The sequence below is a fragment of the Nocardia huaxiensis genome (genome assembly GCF_013744875.1).
Lineage (GTDB): Bacteria > Actinomycetota > Actinomycetes > Mycobacteriales > Mycobacteriaceae > Nocardia > Nocardia huaxiensis.
The window spans coordinates 2317949-2334375 of the sequence record NZ_CP059399.1 but is presented as its reverse complement, the minus strand read 5'-3'; the positions used below and the strand labels follow the sequence as shown (position 1 = coordinate 2334375).

The window sequence follows — 16427 nt, the reverse complement described above, 5'->3', positions numbered from 1 at the left end:
ACGGAATTCATGGAGACCACCCGAGTTCGGGCATCGGACGCGGTATCGCCCATTGCCGCCGCGCCCATGCCCGCCCACCGCGACGCCTGGGAGCAGTGGCTGATCGCCGATGTGGAAACGCTCTTCCACATCGCCGCGACCGTCGCGGGGCCCTTCCATGTCCTGTATCCCGAGCGCGTGGGCCGCAATATCCGCGGATTCCGGCAGGCGTTCGAGGCCGCAGGGGTGCAGCGGTTCGCCCTCTACTACGGCAAGAAGGCGAACAAGGCCGACTGCGTGGTCGAGGAGTGCGCGAAAAACGGTGCGGGAGTGGATGTCTCCAGTGCCGAGGAGTTGAGCGCCGCGCTCGCCGGTGGTGTCGCGGGGGGTGACCTCGTGGTCACCGGCCCGGCGAAATCCGACGCGCTGCTGGCGCGCGCGGCCGCGGAAACCGCGCTCATCGCCCTCGACGCGCTCGACGAACTGGAGCGGCTGATCACGCTGGGCGTCCCCGCGCGAGTTACCCTGCGCATGCGGGATCCGAGGCGGGAGAGCCGTTTCGGCATGAGCGAGCCCCAATTGCATTCGGCTGTACGCCGAATCGCGGAGCACCGCATCGTCGGCGCGCGTATTTCGCTGGAGGGCTTCAGCTTCCATCTCTCCGGCTATGCCGTCGAGCCGCGCGCCGAACTCGCGCACCGGCTCATCACGCTCGGCCTCGCGGCGCGCGAACACTGCCCGGAGATCAGCACGATTTCGATCGGCGGCGGATTCGGCGTCGACTATGTGCCCGCGGCGAATTGGGCGGCATTCCAAGCCGGAATGACACCGGACTGGTTTCACGCCGGGCGCGCTCCCGCCTTGGACAACTACTACCCCTATCACTTCGACAACCCCGGCCCCGGCATGCTGCGCGCGATCCTGCGGCACACCGATCCGAGCACCGGCCGCACCCTGACCGCCCGGCTCAATGCGGCCGGTCTGTGCCTGGCCATCGAGCCGGGTCGCGCGGTGCTGGACGGCGCGGGCTGCACGGTATTCCGGGTGCAGGGCGTGAAGGAACTGCACGCCCGGGTGAACGGCGAGCAGCACCCGTACCTCGTGCTGACCGCCGACGGCACCAGCCTGAGCCTGTCCGAACAGTGGTTCGCCAGCGAGTTCCTGCCCGACCCGGCGCTGGTCTCGCGGCACCCCGACGAGCAGGCCGAACCCCTGCCCGCCTGCGTCGGCGGCGCGTCCTGTCTGGAGGACGACATGATCAGCCGCCGCCGAATTCCGCTGCCCCGCAGGGCGCGCACCGGCGATCTGCTCGTCTACCCCAATACGGCCGGCTATCAGATGGACAGCAATGAGTCCGCTTTCCATGAATTGCCGGTTCCCCGAAAAGTCGTGTTACGGGGCGATCCCGGCGGCGGATTCGCAATATCGTTCGACGGTCACGACATACGATCCACATCGCTCCAGCTCAGGTAACCTGAGCACACCACGAGCATACGGAGCGCAAATTCCGGCAGTGGGTGCGGTTCGCCCTCCGGACACAGAATTCATCCGCGTCGCACATTTCCCGCGAGGAGGAACATTTAATGTCGGTTGTCACGCGTGTGACCGACTTGATCGGCCGGACGCCGCTGCTCGAACTCGCGGTGCACCCCAGAACCGGAACCAAGCTGTTCCTCAAGCTGGAAACCATGAATCCGACTGGCGCGGCGAAGATTCGGATGGCGCGGGCCATGGTGCTCGATGCCGAGCGGCGCGACCTGCTGCCGCCGGGCGGGCACATCATCGAATCGACGTCCGGCAATACCGGCCTGGGGCTGGCGGTGGTGGCGTGCGAGCGCGGCTACCGTTTCACCGCCGTCGTCGACCATCACGCGTGCACGGCCAAGCTCAATGCGATGAAGGCCATGGGCACCGAGCTGGTATTCGTCGCCGAGGACGGGGACGGAAACCTGGCCACCTCCGCGCGCGAGGAATTGGCCGCGGAACTGGCTGCCGCCGAGGGGCCGACCGCGCACTTCCCCGCGCAGCACGACAATCTCGCCAATGGCATCGGCTATCACGCGCTCGCCGAGGAATTGGCCGACGACCTCGAGCGCATCGACATTCTGGTGGGCGCGGTCGGCACCGGCGGTTCCCTGTTCGGCACCGCGGAGGGCCTGCGCACGCTGGGCCGCGAACCCCGGCTGATCGGGGTGGAACCGGAGGGGTCCATCGCCTTCGGCGGTCCCGCGCACGACTACTGGCAGTCCGGCACCGGCACCCCGCTGGGCGCGGATCCGGGCATTCAGGTCGATCGTGATCTGCATCTGATTGAAGAGCGTGATCGCGTCAAAGTCTCCGATGTGGACGCCTTCGCCGCCGCCCGCGTACTGGGCGCCGAACTCGGCCTGCTGATCGGTGGCTCCTCCGGCAGCTCGGTCTACGCCGCCCTCACCCGGCTGGCGGATTTCCCGGAGCGGTCGACGGTCGTGGTGGTGATCAACGACGACGGCGAGAAGTATCTGGACACCGTCTTCGACGACGGCTGGATGGGCGACCGCGATCTGCTCGATCAGGCCAAGGAGGCCGAGATCGCCGCGCTGCTGCGCGAATACGCGGTCCAGCACCGCACCGGCCCGGCCGACTATCTGGTGCTGCACCACCTGTATTCGACCCTGCCCGACGCGCACGCCACCGCCCTCGGGCTCACCGGCCCGGAGCTGCGCGCCTACGCCGATCAGCAGGTGCCCGAGGCCAAGCTCATCCACATGCTGCGCATGGCCGACCTGACCATGGACGAGATCGGCGAGGTGCTCGCCGCCGGTGCTGCCGACACGGTCGCGGTGCTGGAGCGCCGGCTGCGGCAGCGCGAGGAACGCGTGGCCGTGCTCGCCCAGCTGATCACCGAGATGAAGGTCGGCCGCCTGCTCGACGAGGTCACCGCCAAATGATCATCGCCGCTCGGCAATCCGACGCCCGGCAGCTGACCCAGCTGGCCACGCCGATCGCGCTCACCCAGCTGGCGCAGGTGGCGGTGTCGACCATCAATATCGCCCTCATGGGCACGCTCGGGGTGGCGCAGGTGGCTGCGGGCGGGCTGGCGATGGTGCTGTTCAACCAGATTCGCACCATGTGCGTCGGATTGATCACGGGCACCGGCAATCAGGTCGCGACGGTGGCCGGCCGCTCCGACAAGCGCGGGCGCGCGGCCGAGGCCGAGGTGCGCGAGGTGGTGCGATCCAGCTTCCTGATCGCGACGATCGCCGGAATCCTCGGCGGCGCACTGCTGATCGGGCTGGGCTGGTCGTTGCAGTGGCTCGGGCAGGACGCCGGAGTGCTGGCGCAGGCGCGGCCCATGATGGTGGCGCTCGCGCCGGGTCTGTTGCCCTGCCTGTGGTTTCAGGTGCTGCGGCAGTACACCGTCGGCATGCAGCGGCCGCAGGCGCTGCTGCTGGTGACGCTCGGGTCGGTGGTGCTGAACCTGGCGCTGGCGCTGGCGTTCATGCACGGCTGGCTGTTCCTTCCGGCCCTGGGGCTCACCGGAATCGGCGTCGCGACCTCGCTGGTCTTCCTCATCACCTTCGGCGTCTTCTGGGCCATGGTGCGCCGCGACGCCGAACTCGGTGCGACACTGCCCATTCGGATGTGGCCGGTGCACATGGCAACGGTGCGTGCGGAATTGAAGCTGGGCACCCCGATCGCGCTCACCTACGGCTCCGAGGCGGGCATGTTCTCGGTGCTCGCGCTGGTGATGGGCAGCCTCGGCGCGGCGGCGCTGGCCGCGCACAATGTCGTCTACCAGATCGTCTACATCGTGTTCCAGGTGGCGATCGGGCTCTCGCACGGAGCCTCGATCCTGGTGAGCAAGGCGGTCGTGCGCGACGAATTCGCGCACGCGCGCTCGGTGGCGTGGCTGGCGCTGCGCTTCGCGGCGGGGGTCGCGGTGCTCACCGGCATCGTCTATGTGGCGGCCCCGGACTGGGTGCTGCGGCCCTTCCTGGAGGACACCGACGCACAGACCGTGGCGCTCGCGCACACCCTGCTGTTGATCGCCATCGTGCTGCAATTCTTCGACGCGGCACAGAACATCGGGGTCGGGCTGCTGCGCGGTCTCAAGGACACCAAGGCCGGATTCCGGCTCTCCCTGGTCGGCTATTGGGGTGTGGGATTGCCCACTGCGCTATTGCTCGCATTCCTGGCAAATCTGGACGCAGCGGGGGTCTGGTGGGGTCTCACCGCCGGACTGGCGACCACCGCTGCCCTGATGCTGCGCCGCTATTTCACTCTGTTGCACGTTCGTGAGCAGGAACATCCGCGCGTGCTGGCCAGTAGCTTCGGGCATTAGGCCGACACGCAAATCTCACCTTCCCGCAAGCATGTCGTCACTGGAGCCGGGCACGCTGAAATTAACAACCTCGCCTATTCTTGCGACGGAATCGGCAGAAGGTCCAAGGGCGCACCAACCACACGCCGGGGAGGATGTCCGTGCACATCTCGCGAGTCGCCGAACACCCGAGGGCAGATCATGTCCTGTTCCACTTCAGCGACACCCACCTGATCGCCGCCGACGCCGACCTCTACGGCGCGGTGGATGCCACGCAGCGGCTACGTCTCCTACTCGGGCAGGCCGAAGCCAGCCGCATCACCCCGACCGCCATCGTCTTCACCGGCGACCTCACCGATCACGGTGAGCCGGGCGCCTACCGCAAGCTACGCGAACTCGTGGATCCGTGGGCCGAACGCATCGGCGCACCCGTGATCTGGGTGGCGGGCAATCACGACGACCGCGCCGCGCTACGCGAAAACCTGTTGGACGAAACAGGTTCCGGTGCGCCCTTCGACCGGGTGCACATGGTCGACGGACTGCGCATCATCGCCCTGGACACCACGGTGCCGGGGCACCACTGGGGCGAGATCTCCGACGCCCAGCTGGCCTGGCTGCGCTCGGTGCTGGCCGAGCCCGCACCGTTCGGCACCGTGCTCGCCATGCACCATCCGCCCGTGCCCTGCGTGCAGGATCTGGCCGTGCTGGTGGAGCTGCGCGATCAGCGCGAGCTCGCCGACGTGCTGGACGGCACCGATGTGGTGGCCATCCTGGCCGGGCATCTGCACCTGTCCACCTTCGCCACCTTCGCCGGAGTTCCGGTGTCGGTCGCCTCGGCCACCTGCTACACGCAGGACATGGCGGTCGAGGAGGGCGGCCAGCGCGGCCGGGACGGCGCGCAGGCGTTCAACTACGTGCACGTGTATCCGGACACGGTCGTGCACTCCATCGTCCCCATCGGCGCGGGTCCGACGGTCGGCCAACCGGCGTCGCCGGTCGAAGCGGCCGACCGCCTCGCGGCAGCGGGCATCGTCATACCCCCTGCGAGCCGCATCCCACACGTCCTTCGCCGCCGCGCCACAGCCCCCCAAGCGGACGGCGAAACGGAAACGGTGGGCTGATCCTCCCGCGGCGTGATCCGCGGCGAACCGGCATCGGATTCAGTTGTGCGGCAAACGCTTCGGCTACGCTGCTCCTGACTCGTAGGCGGTGATCGAGCCGGCGATGGTGTCCGGCTTCTCCCAGGGCGCGGGTTCCGGGAAGTAGGTGTCGAGGAACTGCGACACGGCGCGCACCCGGTCGGTCTCCGGGACCTCCGGGAAACTGCCGTCATTGAGGCAGAAGAAGTCGACATTGCGGCGCTTCTCCAAACCGTCCAGCAAGGCCAGTCCGGTGTACATCGTCGTGTCCACGTAGCGCATCTTGGCCGCCTCCTGCGGGACGGCGCGGCCGGTGAGCAAGGCGTAGTAGTGGTAGAGCGAGTTCGTCACCGAAATGTCTGTCGCGGAACGGAATCGGCTCGCACTGGTGCGCGCGAAGTCCTCCGGGAAGGCCGCCTCCATCTCCTGCAATACACTGCGGCGCAAAGGAACCGGCGTGTGTTCCAGATGCCGGATGATCACGTGTCCGAAGCGTTCGGCCAGCAGGCGGCGGTTCATCCGGGCGGCGTTCTCGAATCCGCTGCGGCGCTCGTTGTTTCCGCCCGGGCCGATGCGGGTGCCCGCCTCGATGAAGCGGCTGATGCCGGCGGGGGTGAAGAACATGGACGGGCGCACCGGGCGGGCGAAGAACATGTCGTCATTGGAGTACAGGAAGTGCTCGGACAGGCCGTCGATGTGCTGGAGCCGGCATTCGATGGCGTGTGAATTGAACACCGGCAGCGCGCTGACATCCGAGAAATGGTCCACCGCACGGACAATCGTGACCTTCGGGTCCTCGGCCAGCCAGTCGGGGATGCGCGAGTCGGTGCAGATGAAGATGCGCCGGATCCAGGGTGCGTTCTTGTGCACCGAGCGCAGCGCGTAGCGCAGTTCGTCGATCTGGCGGATGCGCGCGTCCGCGTCGTCGCCCTCGCCGACCACCACCTGCGCGAGCATTCCCGCACGGCGAGCGCGGAATTCGGGGTCGGAGCCGTCCACCCAGGAGAACACGATGTCGATGTCGAAGCCGACATCGGTGGGGTGGGGGGCGAACATGCCGTCCAGCGTGGGCCAGCTGGCGTCGAACAGCAGGACGGTCGTGAACTCCACGTCGCCGAGGTCGAACACATTGCGGGTCAGCGCGTTCGGGCGGGGGCACTCCACGGTGTCGCCGTGGAACTCCCACACCTCGATGTCCACGTGGTGCGCCGGGTCCAGGTCTCTGCCGAGCCGGAACACATTGTGCTGCTTCTCGTTACAGATGAACCCCGCCACCATGGCCGCGCCCAGCACCCGGCGTAACGGGACGCTGTACGCACTGTCCACCGCCAGCACCAGCCGGTGCGACGCATCCCGGACCAGCAGATACGGCACCTCCGCCGCCGTCATCTCACCCCGCAGATACCGGAGATCGTCCAGCACCGCCGCCGACACCACCAGATTCGCCACCGTAGAGCCCCCAACCGTCACCGTTTTCTCCGCTCTCTTCGCGTTCTCACCTCACGTCTGATCACCGCGCCGGCGCGACCTCGCCCCGGCAATGCCGCGAAACTTGTTTGTGCGCATACGTCGACGCCGCGGAAGGCAGCGGACGATCTTCACCGGACGGTCATCGGCCGGTTACTCGCACGACCTCGATTGGACGAGGGACTGTAACGAATGATGAGGCCGTAACCGCTTCTCGTCAATCGGTTCACCCGCAGGTCCGCGCGTGTTTTCGCAACCGTAACCGGCAAGTGGGCCGATCACGGCGTTCCGGGCGGCCGATTTCCGTCCCCAGCGCGCCACGGCCGCAACGGCATACACTTCATGGCAACACAGTCCAGCCCGCTGTGTAGTACCCGATCGTGAGGTGACGCAGATGGTAGCCGAAGCGCGGGAACGTCAGGAGCCCTCGACGCAGGAGCCCGACCACCCCGAACTCACCGTCCTGCCGGAATGGCCGCTGGATACGATCGCAGTCCTGGTCACCACTGATCCGGCACCGCATGCGATCCCCGTTTCCTGGCCCGTACGCGCCGGAGACAGACGAATTCTGCTCAGCCTCAAGTCGGATCGCGGATCGCTTGCCCGGCTGCGGCAGCGGCCCGATATCGCCCTGCTGATTCTGGGCGGCGGCAATGTGGCGCTGTGCGCGCGCGGCAAGGCCCGGGTGATCGCGGACCCCATGCCGGGGGCCGACGATTATGTGGCCGTGGCGATCGAGGTGGAGGCCATCGACGATCATCGGCAGTCGGCGTTCGCGGTGGCCGGGGGCATCCGGCGCACTGTGCTGGATCCCACTGAGCTGCGCTACCTGGAATCACGGGTGGCGACGCTGAAAGCAATGGCGGCGGAACGGAACTGAGTTTCCGGGGTACCGTCTCACCGACCGACCATGATTCGGACATTTCGGACATATGCCGTGGTACTTACGGCCCCAACCGAATTTGAACGCGCCCACCGAGCGCCCGAATCGACCATAATCTGGAGGGGATGCGGCGTGAAGACGTCGCGGGGAAGGAGATCATGAGCGTCAGCCTGGCCAAGGGCGGAAATGTTTCGCTGTCCAAGCAGGCCCCGAACCTGAGCAAGGTCGCCGTCGGCCTCGGCTGGGACGTCCGCACCACCACCGGCGCGGATTACGACCTGGACGCGAGCGCGCTGGTCTGCGGGTCCAATATGCGGGTGCTGTCGGACGCGCATTTCGTGTTCTACAACAATCTGCGTTCGCCGGAAGGCACCATCGAACACACCGGTGACAACCTGGACGGGTCCGGCGAAGGTGACGACGAGGTGATCAATGTCGATCTGGGGGCCATGCCGCCGACGATCACCAACATCTTCTTCCCGGTGTCCATCCACGATGCCGAGAATCGCCGTCAGTCCTTCGGTCAGGTCCGCAACGCGTACATCCGCGTCGTGGACGCCGTGACCGGTTCCGAGCTGGCGCGCTTCGACCTCACCGAGGACGCCTCGACCGAGACCGCCATGGTCTTCGGCGAGCTGTACCGGCACGGCAACGAGTGGAAGTTCCGCGCCATCGGCCAGGGGTACGCCTCCGGCCTGGCGGGCATCGCTCGCGACTACGGCGTCAACGTGTAGCTCATCGAACGGTGATACGCCGCGGGCGCTGTCGCATCGGCAAGGAATTCCGATGCGACAGCGCCCGTTGCCGTTCACCTGTCACTGCCATCTGCCGGTCACTGCCGCTGCTTGATCTTCGCCGCGATCTTGTCCGCGATCACCGCGGAGGTGCGGGCATCCGCGTACGAGCAACTCGAGACCTCGATGACCACATTGCCCTGGGTGCGAATCGTGTCCGAGCAGACCCAGGTGCTGCCGTCGGAGGAGTTGGTCCAATCCACCGACAGCGCCGCGGGATCCGAATTGTGCGGCACCGCCGTCACCCGCAGCACGCTCTTCTTGCCGTCGGCGTCCTTGGGGGTGTTGGTGACCTCCTTGCCATCGCACTTGTTCAGGACGGCGCGGTACTGGTTCACCAGGGCCTCGGCGGTCAGGAAGCTGTGGAAGGTGGTGACCGTCTGATAGATCGCGTGCTTGTAGTCGTCGCCGGGCTCCTGCAGCGAACGCAGCCGGTAGCCGGTCCACTTCTCGCCGTAGGTGTCCAGATCGCCGGTGTACATCATGGGCGCGCACTCGGCCGGGTTGTAGGTGAAGTTCGGTTTGGTCGGCACCGTGTTCTCGAACTTCTGCGTCAAACCCGTTGCGGCGACGATCTTTCCGACCTCGTCGGGAGTGAGCATGACATCGGAGATCTTGTCGGGGGTCAGCCTCGGCAGCTTGGCGACGGCCGGATCCGGTGTGGCCGTACCGCTGATGACCTTGCCACACCCCGTCACCAGAAACAGCAGAGCCAGGCACATGGCGACTCTTCGCCCCCGCATTGGTCCTCCTCGAGCCGAAATCAGCAGAAGCATAGCGGGCGGCGGGGGCGCCATGCCCGGCCTCGTGGGCGCTGCCCGGCCTCGTGGGCGCTGCCCGGGCTCGCGGGGAGGATCAGGAGATGCGCGCCCGCATCCAATCCGGGATCTCGTCGCCCGCGCGCGGATAGGCGTTCAGCTCGCGACGGCATTCGTCGGCATCGGGCATGGGCAGCCAATCCGGGACCTCGGTGCGGGAGGTGTCGAATTTCGCCTTGTCCACACCGGCTTTCACCGCGATGGTTCCGCTCAGCCAGGTGCCGGTCATCCGGTCGTAGCAGATGTCCTTGTAGCGGTTGAGCAGGGTGAGGATCTCCTCCGACGGGGTCAGATCATCGACCGTCTCGTCGGCCGACTGCACCTGCAGGCCGGCGTGCCCGTCATCGCCTATGAGCGCGAACCACATGACCGCGAATTGCCATCCGGCGGGCAGGATATCGGTGAGCGCGGCCGTCAACGCCGTCTCCACCATGGCCTGATCGGGCGAATGCCGTTGCACCGGAACCGAATCGATGCTGTCACCCGAGCTGATCAGCAGCGCCGGGCAATGCCGCCCCATGGCCTCCACCACCGCGGGCACCGGCACCGTCAATCGCTCCGGCACGATGTACAGCGGCCGATCCACCGCCCGCCGCGCCCGCACGTCCCCCAAAGCCTCCACCCGGGAACGGAACTCCCCCGGATTGCGCAGCACCACTTCCGCGAACCGCTCCTCACCACCGCGCCCGCGTAGTCGGCCGATCCGGGTGCGCACCCGCTCCACCTCGGACCACGCGATATGCGGATATCCCAGATAGGTGAACCCCTGATCGGTCATGATCAACGTCGCCCGCGGCCGCAACAGCTCGTCGACCATGGCGATCACACCGATCCCGAAGAGCAGCATGGCAAATGCCCCCAGCACCCGCCACCCGAGCGCCTCACCGCCATCGAACACCAGAAAGGCGGGCACCACCGCCATCAGTAGGCAGAACGCTAGCGCCCCGAAAGCCCCCGCCTTCGACGGGTAGTACTCGGTCCTCGCCTCGCGCCCTGCGTCTTGCACCCCTGTGACGGTAGCCCAATCCGCGCCATCGCAACACTGCCGCTATTCGGACTCTTTCACTGATTCGGACTCTTTCGCCGATTCGGACAGGGCCGCCAGGGCCGCCGCCACGGCCGCTCGAACCTGCCGGTCGGGATCGGATCGGTTCGCACGCAATACCGCGGCAGCGGCGGGACGGCCCGCCCGCCCGAGCGCGGTCGCGGCATACGCGCGCACCACCGGACTGCGATCCGCCAGCAGCGGATACACCGGCTCGGCGGCGAGCCCGAGCAGACCGAGGGCTTCCGCGGCCCGCGCCCGAATCGTGCTGTCCGACACCAGCAATTGCTGCTCCAGCCACCACCGATCGCGGGCGCTGCCGCACTGCCCGCGCACCCACACCAGAATCCGCCGCCGCACCGGATCCGTTCCGTGGTAGTAGAACGGGGCACCGCAGGCGGCCAGCACCCGACCCGCCAGGTACAGGGTGCGGCGCTCTGCCGTAGTCCGGAAAACCTCGACCACGGTCGGCGCGACGCGTGGATCGGCCACCCGCAGCAGACCGATCAGCGCCTGATCGACGTACGGGCCGTCGCACAGTGCGGCCAGCCGCGCACTCATCCGCCGATCGGCCCACCGTGCGAGCACCCGCACCGCCCGCTCCCGCACCCGCGGATCGAAATCGTCCGTGGCCGCGAGCGCGGGCTCGACCACCTCCGGCCCACCGATCACACCGAGCACGATCAACACCGCCGCCCGCACCGGCGCGGCGGGATGGCGGGCGGCCTCGAGCAGCGGAGCGGTCATCGACTCCCGTTGCCCGATATGCGCTTTCGCGATCTTGCCCAGCGCCTCGGCACACGCCACACCCGTCGTCTCGTCGACTTCGGCCGTGAGCCGCCGCAGCAGGACCGGCGTCGCCTCCACCGCCCGCAACTCCCCGAGCACGAAGGCGGCGAAGCTCGCGTTCGGCGAGGTTCGCAGGCATCTGACCGTCTCCCCGACGACCCAGCGCCCACCGTGACGAGCCAAAGCCGCTGCCGCGCAATGCGCTACGCCACCACGACCCCGTTCCAGAGCGACGAGCAGCGCATCCCGCGCCTGCGTGTCGTGCCGAACGGCCAGCCGCTCGGTCACCGCCCTGATCGCCCAGCCATCCTCCCCACGCGCCAGACGTTCGAGCAGCTCCCCGATATCCGAATCCCCCGCTGCCGCACTCATCCACGCGATCCTAGGATCACCGCCGAGCCGAGAGCACCGGGAACGATTCCCCATCGTGTCGCCGACGGAACACTCCGAAAAGGATTGACAAGCCCGCCGCCGAAGGTACCGAATCCTGTGACACCGATGCGATATCAAGCGCGGCCAATCGACTCTCGAGCGCCTGATCGGAAGTTCTCCGTGTACCCCGCCCCGTCATTCCGGCATGCGTTTAGCCGGAATCCACACCTGACATATTGCGTGGACAGGGTGGATCCCGGCCAAGAACACGCCGGGATGACGGGCGGCCGGTCCCTGACGGGTGCTGGACCCCTGGTGACACGCCTGGCCGGTGCATGCGATGTCTGCGCCGCGCCGCGTGCGAACGGCACGGCTGTTACGGCAATTCCGACCGGAGTTGGCTGCGAAATGCGGTCGGCGCCCGGCTACGCGTGCTTCCAGTAGTGCCGCCAGTCGGCGGGGGTCAGGGGGAGGCGGGCGCCGCGGTCGGATTCGGCGGCGTCTTCGGCGGCGCGGATGGTGGCGGCGAAGGTGAGGGTGGCTTTGCGGAGGCGTTCCTCGGCGCTGCCGGGGCCGCCCAGGTGGACTACTCGAAGGTCTTCGGGGACAAGGTCTTCGGGGAGGCCCGCTTGGGCGCTGCGGGAACGGATTTTTTCGGCGAGGGCCAGGGCTGGTTGGGCCAGGGCTATGCCGTCGAGGCAGGAGCGGCGGGCCTTCTCGGTGGTTTTCCGTTCCTCCCAGGCGCGTTCCTGGGCGGCGATTTTTTCCTCGGGGGTGGCGTCCACGCCGATGGAGTCGTCGAGCAGGTGGGGGCTGCGGTGCACCAGTTTGCCGACCAGGGTGGCTGCTACGTCGGCGACGGTGAATTCGCCTGCGGCCTCGGCTATTCGGGAGTGGAAGAGGACCTGCAGGAGGAGGTCGCCGAGTTCCTCGCGGATGGTGCCGGCGTCGGCGGCCTGGATGGCGTCGAGCAGCTCGTAGGTTTCCTCGAGGAGGTACGGGCGCAGCGAGTCGTGCGTCTGCGTCACCTCCCAGCCGCCGAAGTTCCACAGGCGGTCCATGACGTCGACGGCCTCGCCCAACGCCTCGGTCATGCGGGCGGTGTCCGCGAGCGTCTCGCTCATGCGGACCGCCCTGGCGAGTGCCTCGGACAGGCGGGCGGAGTCGGCGGCAGCGTCGGCAGGGCCGTCGCCGTTGGAATCCGGTGCGGTCATCGGGCGGCGGTCACCTCGGTTTCCACTCGAATGTCCACCGCGCCGGGGGCTTTGCCGTCCAGGGCGAGCAGGAGGTCGGCCACGAACTGGAGCAGTTGGACGTCGCGGACGCGCGCCGCGCCGACGCTGTCTTCCACGCGGGGCAGCGGGAGTTGCACGATGCCGGTGGCGGCGCGGTAGGTGGCATTCGGGTAGAGGCGTTTGAGGCGCAACTGCTTGGAGTCGGGCAGTTGCAGCGGGGACACCTTCAATGTGGTTCCGGTGACGCCGATTTCGGTGAGGCCGTATTCGCGGGCCAGCAGGCGCAGCTTCGCCACCGAGACCAGGCGACCCACCTCGACCGGCAGCGGGCCGTAGCGGTCGACGAACTCCTCCACCACGGCGGCCAGGGCCGAATCGTCCTGGGCGGTGGCCAGTTTGCGGTAGCCCTCCAGGCGCAGGCGGTCGGAGGCGATGTAGTCGGGCGGGATGTGCGCGTCGACCGGGAGGTCGATGCGGACCTCCTTGACCTCCTCGTCCACGGTGATGGGACGGCCGTCGGCGGCGGCGCGGTAGGCTTCCACGGCCTCGCCGACCAGGCGCACGTACAGGTCGAAGCCGACGCCCGCGACATGGCCGGACTGCTCCGCGCCGAGCACGTTTCCGGCGCCGCGGATTTCGAGGTCCTTCATGGCGACGGCCATACCCGCACCCAGATCGGAGTTCTGGGAGATGGTGGCCAGACGGTCGTAAGCCGTTTCGGTGAGCGGCTTTTCCGGCGGGTACAGGAAGTAGGCGTATCCGCGTTCGCGACTGCGCCCGACGCGGCCGCGCAGCTGGTGCAGCTGCGAAAGGCCCAGGGCGTCGGCGCGTTCCACGATCAGCGTATTGGCATTGGAGATGTCGAGGCCGGTCTCGATGATGGTGGTGCAGACCAGCACGTCGAATTCCCGCTCCCAGAAACCCTGGACGGTCTTCTCCAGCATGTCCTCGTTCATCTGGCCGTGCGCGACCACCACCCGCGCCTCGGGCACCAGATCGCGAATCCGCTTGGCCGCCTTGTCGATCGAGGCGACACGATTGTGCACGTAGAACACCTGGCCGTCGCGTAGCAGCTCACGACGCACGGCCGCGGCGACCTGTTTGTCGTTGTAGGCGCCCACATAGGTGAGGATCGGATGCCGCTCCTCGGGCGGAGTGAGGATGGTCGACATTTCGCGAATGCCCGCCAGGCTCATCTCCAGGGTGCGCGGAATCGGCGTGGCGGACATGGTGAGCACGTCCACGTGGGTGCGCAGCGCCTTGATGTGCTCCTTGTGCTCGACACCGAAGCGCTGCTCCTCGTCGACGATGACCAGGCCGAGATCCTTCCAGCGCACGCCGGTCTGGATCAGCCGGTGCGTGCCGACCACGATGTCCACGTCACCCGCGGCCATGCCCTCGAGGATCTCGCGGGATTCGGCGGCGTCGGTGAAGCGGGACAGCCCCTTCACGGTCACCGGGAATCCGGCCATGCGCTCGGTGAAGGTCTGCAGATGCTGTTGTGCCAGCAGGGTTGTCGGCACCAGCACCACGACCTGCTTGCCGTCCTGCACGGCCTTGAAGGCGGCGCGCACCGCGATCTCGGTCTTGCCGTAGCCGACATCACCGCAGACGACGCGGTCCATCGGGACCGGTTTCTCCATATCGGCCTTCACCTCGGCGATGGCGGAGAGCTGATCGGCGGTCTCGGTGAAGGCGAACGCGTCCTCCATCTCCTGCTGCCACGGGGTGTCCGGGCCGAAGGCGTGACCGGGCGCGGCCTGCCGGGCAGCGTAGAGCTGCACGAGTTCGGTGGCGATCTCACGAACGGCCTTGCGCGCCTTGCGTTTCGTGTTCTGCCAGTCGGAGCCGCCGAGCTTGGACAGGCTCGGCATCTCACCGCCCACATAGCGGGAGAGCTGATCGAGGGAGTCCATGGGCACGAACAACCGGTCGCCCGGCTGGCCGCGCTTGCTGGGCGCGTACTCGATGACCAGGTATTCGCGGCGCGCGCCGCCGACGGTGCGCTCAATCATCTCCACGAAGCGGCCGATGCCGTGCTGATCGTGCACGACCATGTCACCGGCGCTCAGCGCCAGCGGATCGACCTGATTGCGCCTGCGCGCGGGTAGCTTCTTGCCCTCGCCCGGCGCGGTGACGCGGTTACCCGTCAGATCGGATTCGGCGATGACGACGAGCTTGGCGTCGTCGAACACGATGCCGTCGTGCAGCGAACCGCACAGCACGCCGACCAGCCCGCGCACCGGTTCCGCACCGGCCTCGAGCTCGGCCGCCGGCACCTCGGCATCGGCGAGCCGTTCCAGAATGCGGTGTGCCGTACCGTGCCCCGCCACCACGATGACCGCGCGGCCACCGGTGGAGACGTGTGCGCGCAGCGACGCGAAGATGGTGGCGACCAGTTCCTCGGACCCACGCGCCGAGGGTGCGGACAGCACCGGCAGCACGATCTCGTCCGGGTCGTCGGCGGCCAGCGGGCTCAGCGTCCACCAGGGCAGGCCGCGCTTCTCCGCATCGGCGTGCACCACATCCAGGCCGCGATAGGAGGAGGCGGCCAGATCCAGGCCGTGCGCGCCCAGCGGCGCGGCCCCGCCGAAGGAGGCCGCCGTCCACGAGGCTTCCAGGAATTCCTGCCCGGTGCGCACCAGGTCGGCGGCGCGGGTGCGGATCTTCTCCGGATCGCACAGCAGCACATGGGTTTCCGCGGGCAGCACATCGGTGAGCAGTTGCAGCTCGCCGGGCTGCAGCACCGGCAGCAGGGCTTCCATGCCCTCGACCGGGATGCCCTGGGCGATCTTCTCCAGCATCTCCACCAGCGCGGCGTCGGCCGGATTCTCGGCGGCGACCTGCGCGGCGGTCTCGCGAAGGTCGTTGGTGAGCAGCAGTTCCCGGCACGGCTGGGCCACTACGAGATCCACCGGCACATCGGTGATGGAGCGCTGATCGGCGATGGAGAAGGCGCGCAGCTCCGACACCTCGTCGCCCCAGAACTCCACGCGCACCGGATGATCCGCGGTGGAGGGGAACAGGTCGAGGATGCCGCCGCGCACCGCGAACTCGCCGCGCTTGCCGACCATGTCGACCCGCTCGTAGGCGAATTCCACCAGGCGCGTGAGCAATTCGTCGAAGTCGAACTCGGCCCCGGCGCGCAGCACGATGGGTTCGATATCGCCCAGCCCGCGCGCCATAGGCTGCATGAGCGAGCGCACGGTGGTCACGACCACGCGCAGCGGCTCGGGATGGACCGGATCCTGCGGATGCGCCAGCCGCCGCAGCACCTGCAATCGCTTGCCGACCGTGTCCGCGCCCGGCGACAAGCGCTCGTGCGGCAGCGTCTCCCACGAGGGGAACAGGGCAACAGTGTCACCGAGGATCTCGGTGAGCTCGACCGTCAGGTCATCCGCCTCGCGCCCGGTGGCGGTGACGACCACGAGCGGTTTCTGCCCGGCAATGCTCGCGGCCACGAACGGCCGCACGGCCGAGGGTGCGACGAGCATGGCCGAATCGCGCCCGATCAGGTTCGTGACCTGCCGCAGAGCGGTATCGGCACCGGCCACCGCGGCCAGTCCCGCCAGAGGTGGACGATGCGTGGGCATGGGGCAGACT

Annotated in this window: 12 protein-coding genes; 6 read left to right on the top strand and 6 right to left on the bottom strand. The window is 67.9% G+C overall.

Annotated features, from left to right (window positions below; genetic code table 11):
- Positions 1-9 precede the first annotated feature (9 nt).
- From H0264_RS10350 to H0264_RS10335, 4 genes are all read left to right on the top strand, one after another.
- On the top strand, positions 10-1452 hold the full coding sequence (locus tag H0264_RS10350) for a type III PLP-dependent enzyme domain-containing protein (RefSeq protein ID WP_181583761.1): 1443 nt from the start codon (positions 10-12) through the stop codon (positions 1450-1452).
- A gap of 128 nt (positions 1453-1580) precedes the next feature.
- The gene (locus H0264_RS10345; protein ID WP_420832053.1) at positions 1581-2909 is read left to right on the top strand and encodes a PLP-dependent cysteine synthase family protein; all 1329 of its coding nucleotides are present in this window, start codon (positions 1581-1583) and stop codon (positions 2907-2909) included.
- Complete coding sequence (locus H0264_RS10340; RefSeq protein ID WP_181583759.1) at positions 2906-4303, top strand: MATE family efflux transporter; 1398 nt, start codon at positions 2906-2908, stop codon at positions 4301-4303. Before H0264_RS10345 ends, H0264_RS10340 begins: the two co-directional genes overlap by 4 nt.
- Before the next feature lie 140 nt (positions 4304-4443).
- Complete coding sequence (locus H0264_RS10335) at positions 4444-5403, top strand: phosphodiesterase (protein WP_181583758.1); 960 nt, start codon at positions 4444-4446, stop codon at positions 5401-5403.
- 63 nt (positions 5404-5466) lie between these two features.
- Here H0264_RS10335 and H0264_RS10330 read toward each other — a convergent pair whose 3' ends face one another.
- Positions 5467-6891 (bottom strand): stealth family protein, encoded by a 1425-nt coding sequence (locus H0264_RS10330; protein WP_338040139.1) that lies wholly within the window; start codon positions 6889-6891, stop codon positions 5467-5469.
- Between the two features lie 391 nt (positions 6892-7282).
- Here H0264_RS10330 and H0264_RS10325 point away from each other — a divergent pair, with 391 nt between their 5' ends.
- The gene (locus H0264_RS10325; RefSeq protein WP_181583757.1) at positions 7283-7768 is read left to right on the top strand and encodes a pyridoxamine 5'-phosphate oxidase family protein; all 486 of its coding nucleotides are present in this window, start codon (positions 7283-7285) and stop codon (positions 7766-7768) included.
- Positions 7769-7929: 161 nt separating this feature from the next.
- Complete coding sequence (locus H0264_RS10320) at positions 7930-8505, top strand: TerD family protein (RefSeq protein WP_181585424.1); 576 nt, start codon at positions 7930-7932, stop codon at positions 8503-8505.
- Positions 8506-8603: 98 nt separating this feature from the next.
- On the opposite strand, the gene H0264_RS10315 is transcribed toward H0264_RS10320, so the two are convergent.
- From H0264_RS10315 to mfd, 5 genes are all read right to left on the bottom strand, one after another.
- Positions 8604-9308 (bottom strand): sensor domain-containing protein, encoded by a 705-nt coding sequence (locus H0264_RS10315; protein WP_181583756.1) that lies wholly within the window; start codon positions 9306-9308, stop codon positions 8604-8606.
- A gap of 112 nt (positions 9309-9420) precedes the next feature.
- Positions 9421-10389, bottom strand: a complete 969-nt coding sequence (locus H0264_RS10310; protein WP_181583755.1) for a hypothetical protein — start codon at positions 10387-10389, stop codon at positions 9421-9423.
- A gap of 42 nt (positions 10390-10431) precedes the next feature.
- Positions 10432-11589, bottom strand: coding sequence for a HEAT repeat domain-containing protein (locus H0264_RS10305; protein ID WP_181583754.1), 1158 nt, complete (start codon positions 11587-11589; stop codon positions 10432-10434).
- A 425-nt stretch (positions 11590-12014) separates the two neighbouring features.
- Entirely contained in the window at positions 12015-12713 is a 699-nt protein-coding gene (locus H0264_RS10300; protein ID WP_231087157.1) for a nucleoside triphosphate pyrophosphohydrolase, read from the bottom strand.
- Between the two features lie 86 nt (positions 12714-12799).
- Entirely contained in the window at positions 12800-16417 is a 3618-nt protein-coding gene (mfd, locus tag H0264_RS10295) for a transcription-repair coupling factor (RefSeq protein ID WP_181583753.1), read from the bottom strand.
- Positions 16418-16427 lie beyond the last annotated feature (10 nt).

Coding starts and splice junctions, on each gene's coding strand:
- H0264_RS10350 (WP_181583761.1), top strand. CDS start 10: ATGGAGACCACCCGAGTTCGGGCATCGGACGCGGTATCGCCCATTGCC.
- H0264_RS10340 (WP_181583759.1), top strand. CDS start 2,906: ATGATCATCGCCGCTCGGCAATCCGACGCCCGGCAGCTGACCCAGCTG.
- H0264_RS10325 (WP_181583757.1), top strand. CDS start 7,283: ATGGTAGCCGAAGCGCGGGAACGTCAGGAGCCCTCGACGCAGGAGCCC.
- H0264_RS10320 (WP_181585424.1), top strand. CDS start 7,930: ATGAGCGTCAGCCTGGCCAAGGGCGGAAATGTTTCGCTGTCCAAGCAG.
- H0264_RS10315 (WP_181583756.1), bottom strand. CDS start 9,308: ATGCGGGGGCGAAGAGTCGCCATGTGCCTGGCTCTGCTGTTTCTGGTG.
- H0264_RS10305 (WP_181583754.1), bottom strand. CDS start 11,589: ATGAGTGCGGCAGCGGGGGATTCGGATATCGGGGAGCTGCTCGAACGT.
- H0264_RS10300 (WP_231087157.1), bottom strand. CDS start 12,713: ATGAGCGAGACGCTCGCGGACACCGCCCGCATGACCGAGGCGTTGGGC.
- mfd (WP_181583753.1), bottom strand. CDS start 16,417: ATGCCCACGCATCGTCCACCTCTGGCGGGACTGGCCGCGGTGGCCGGT.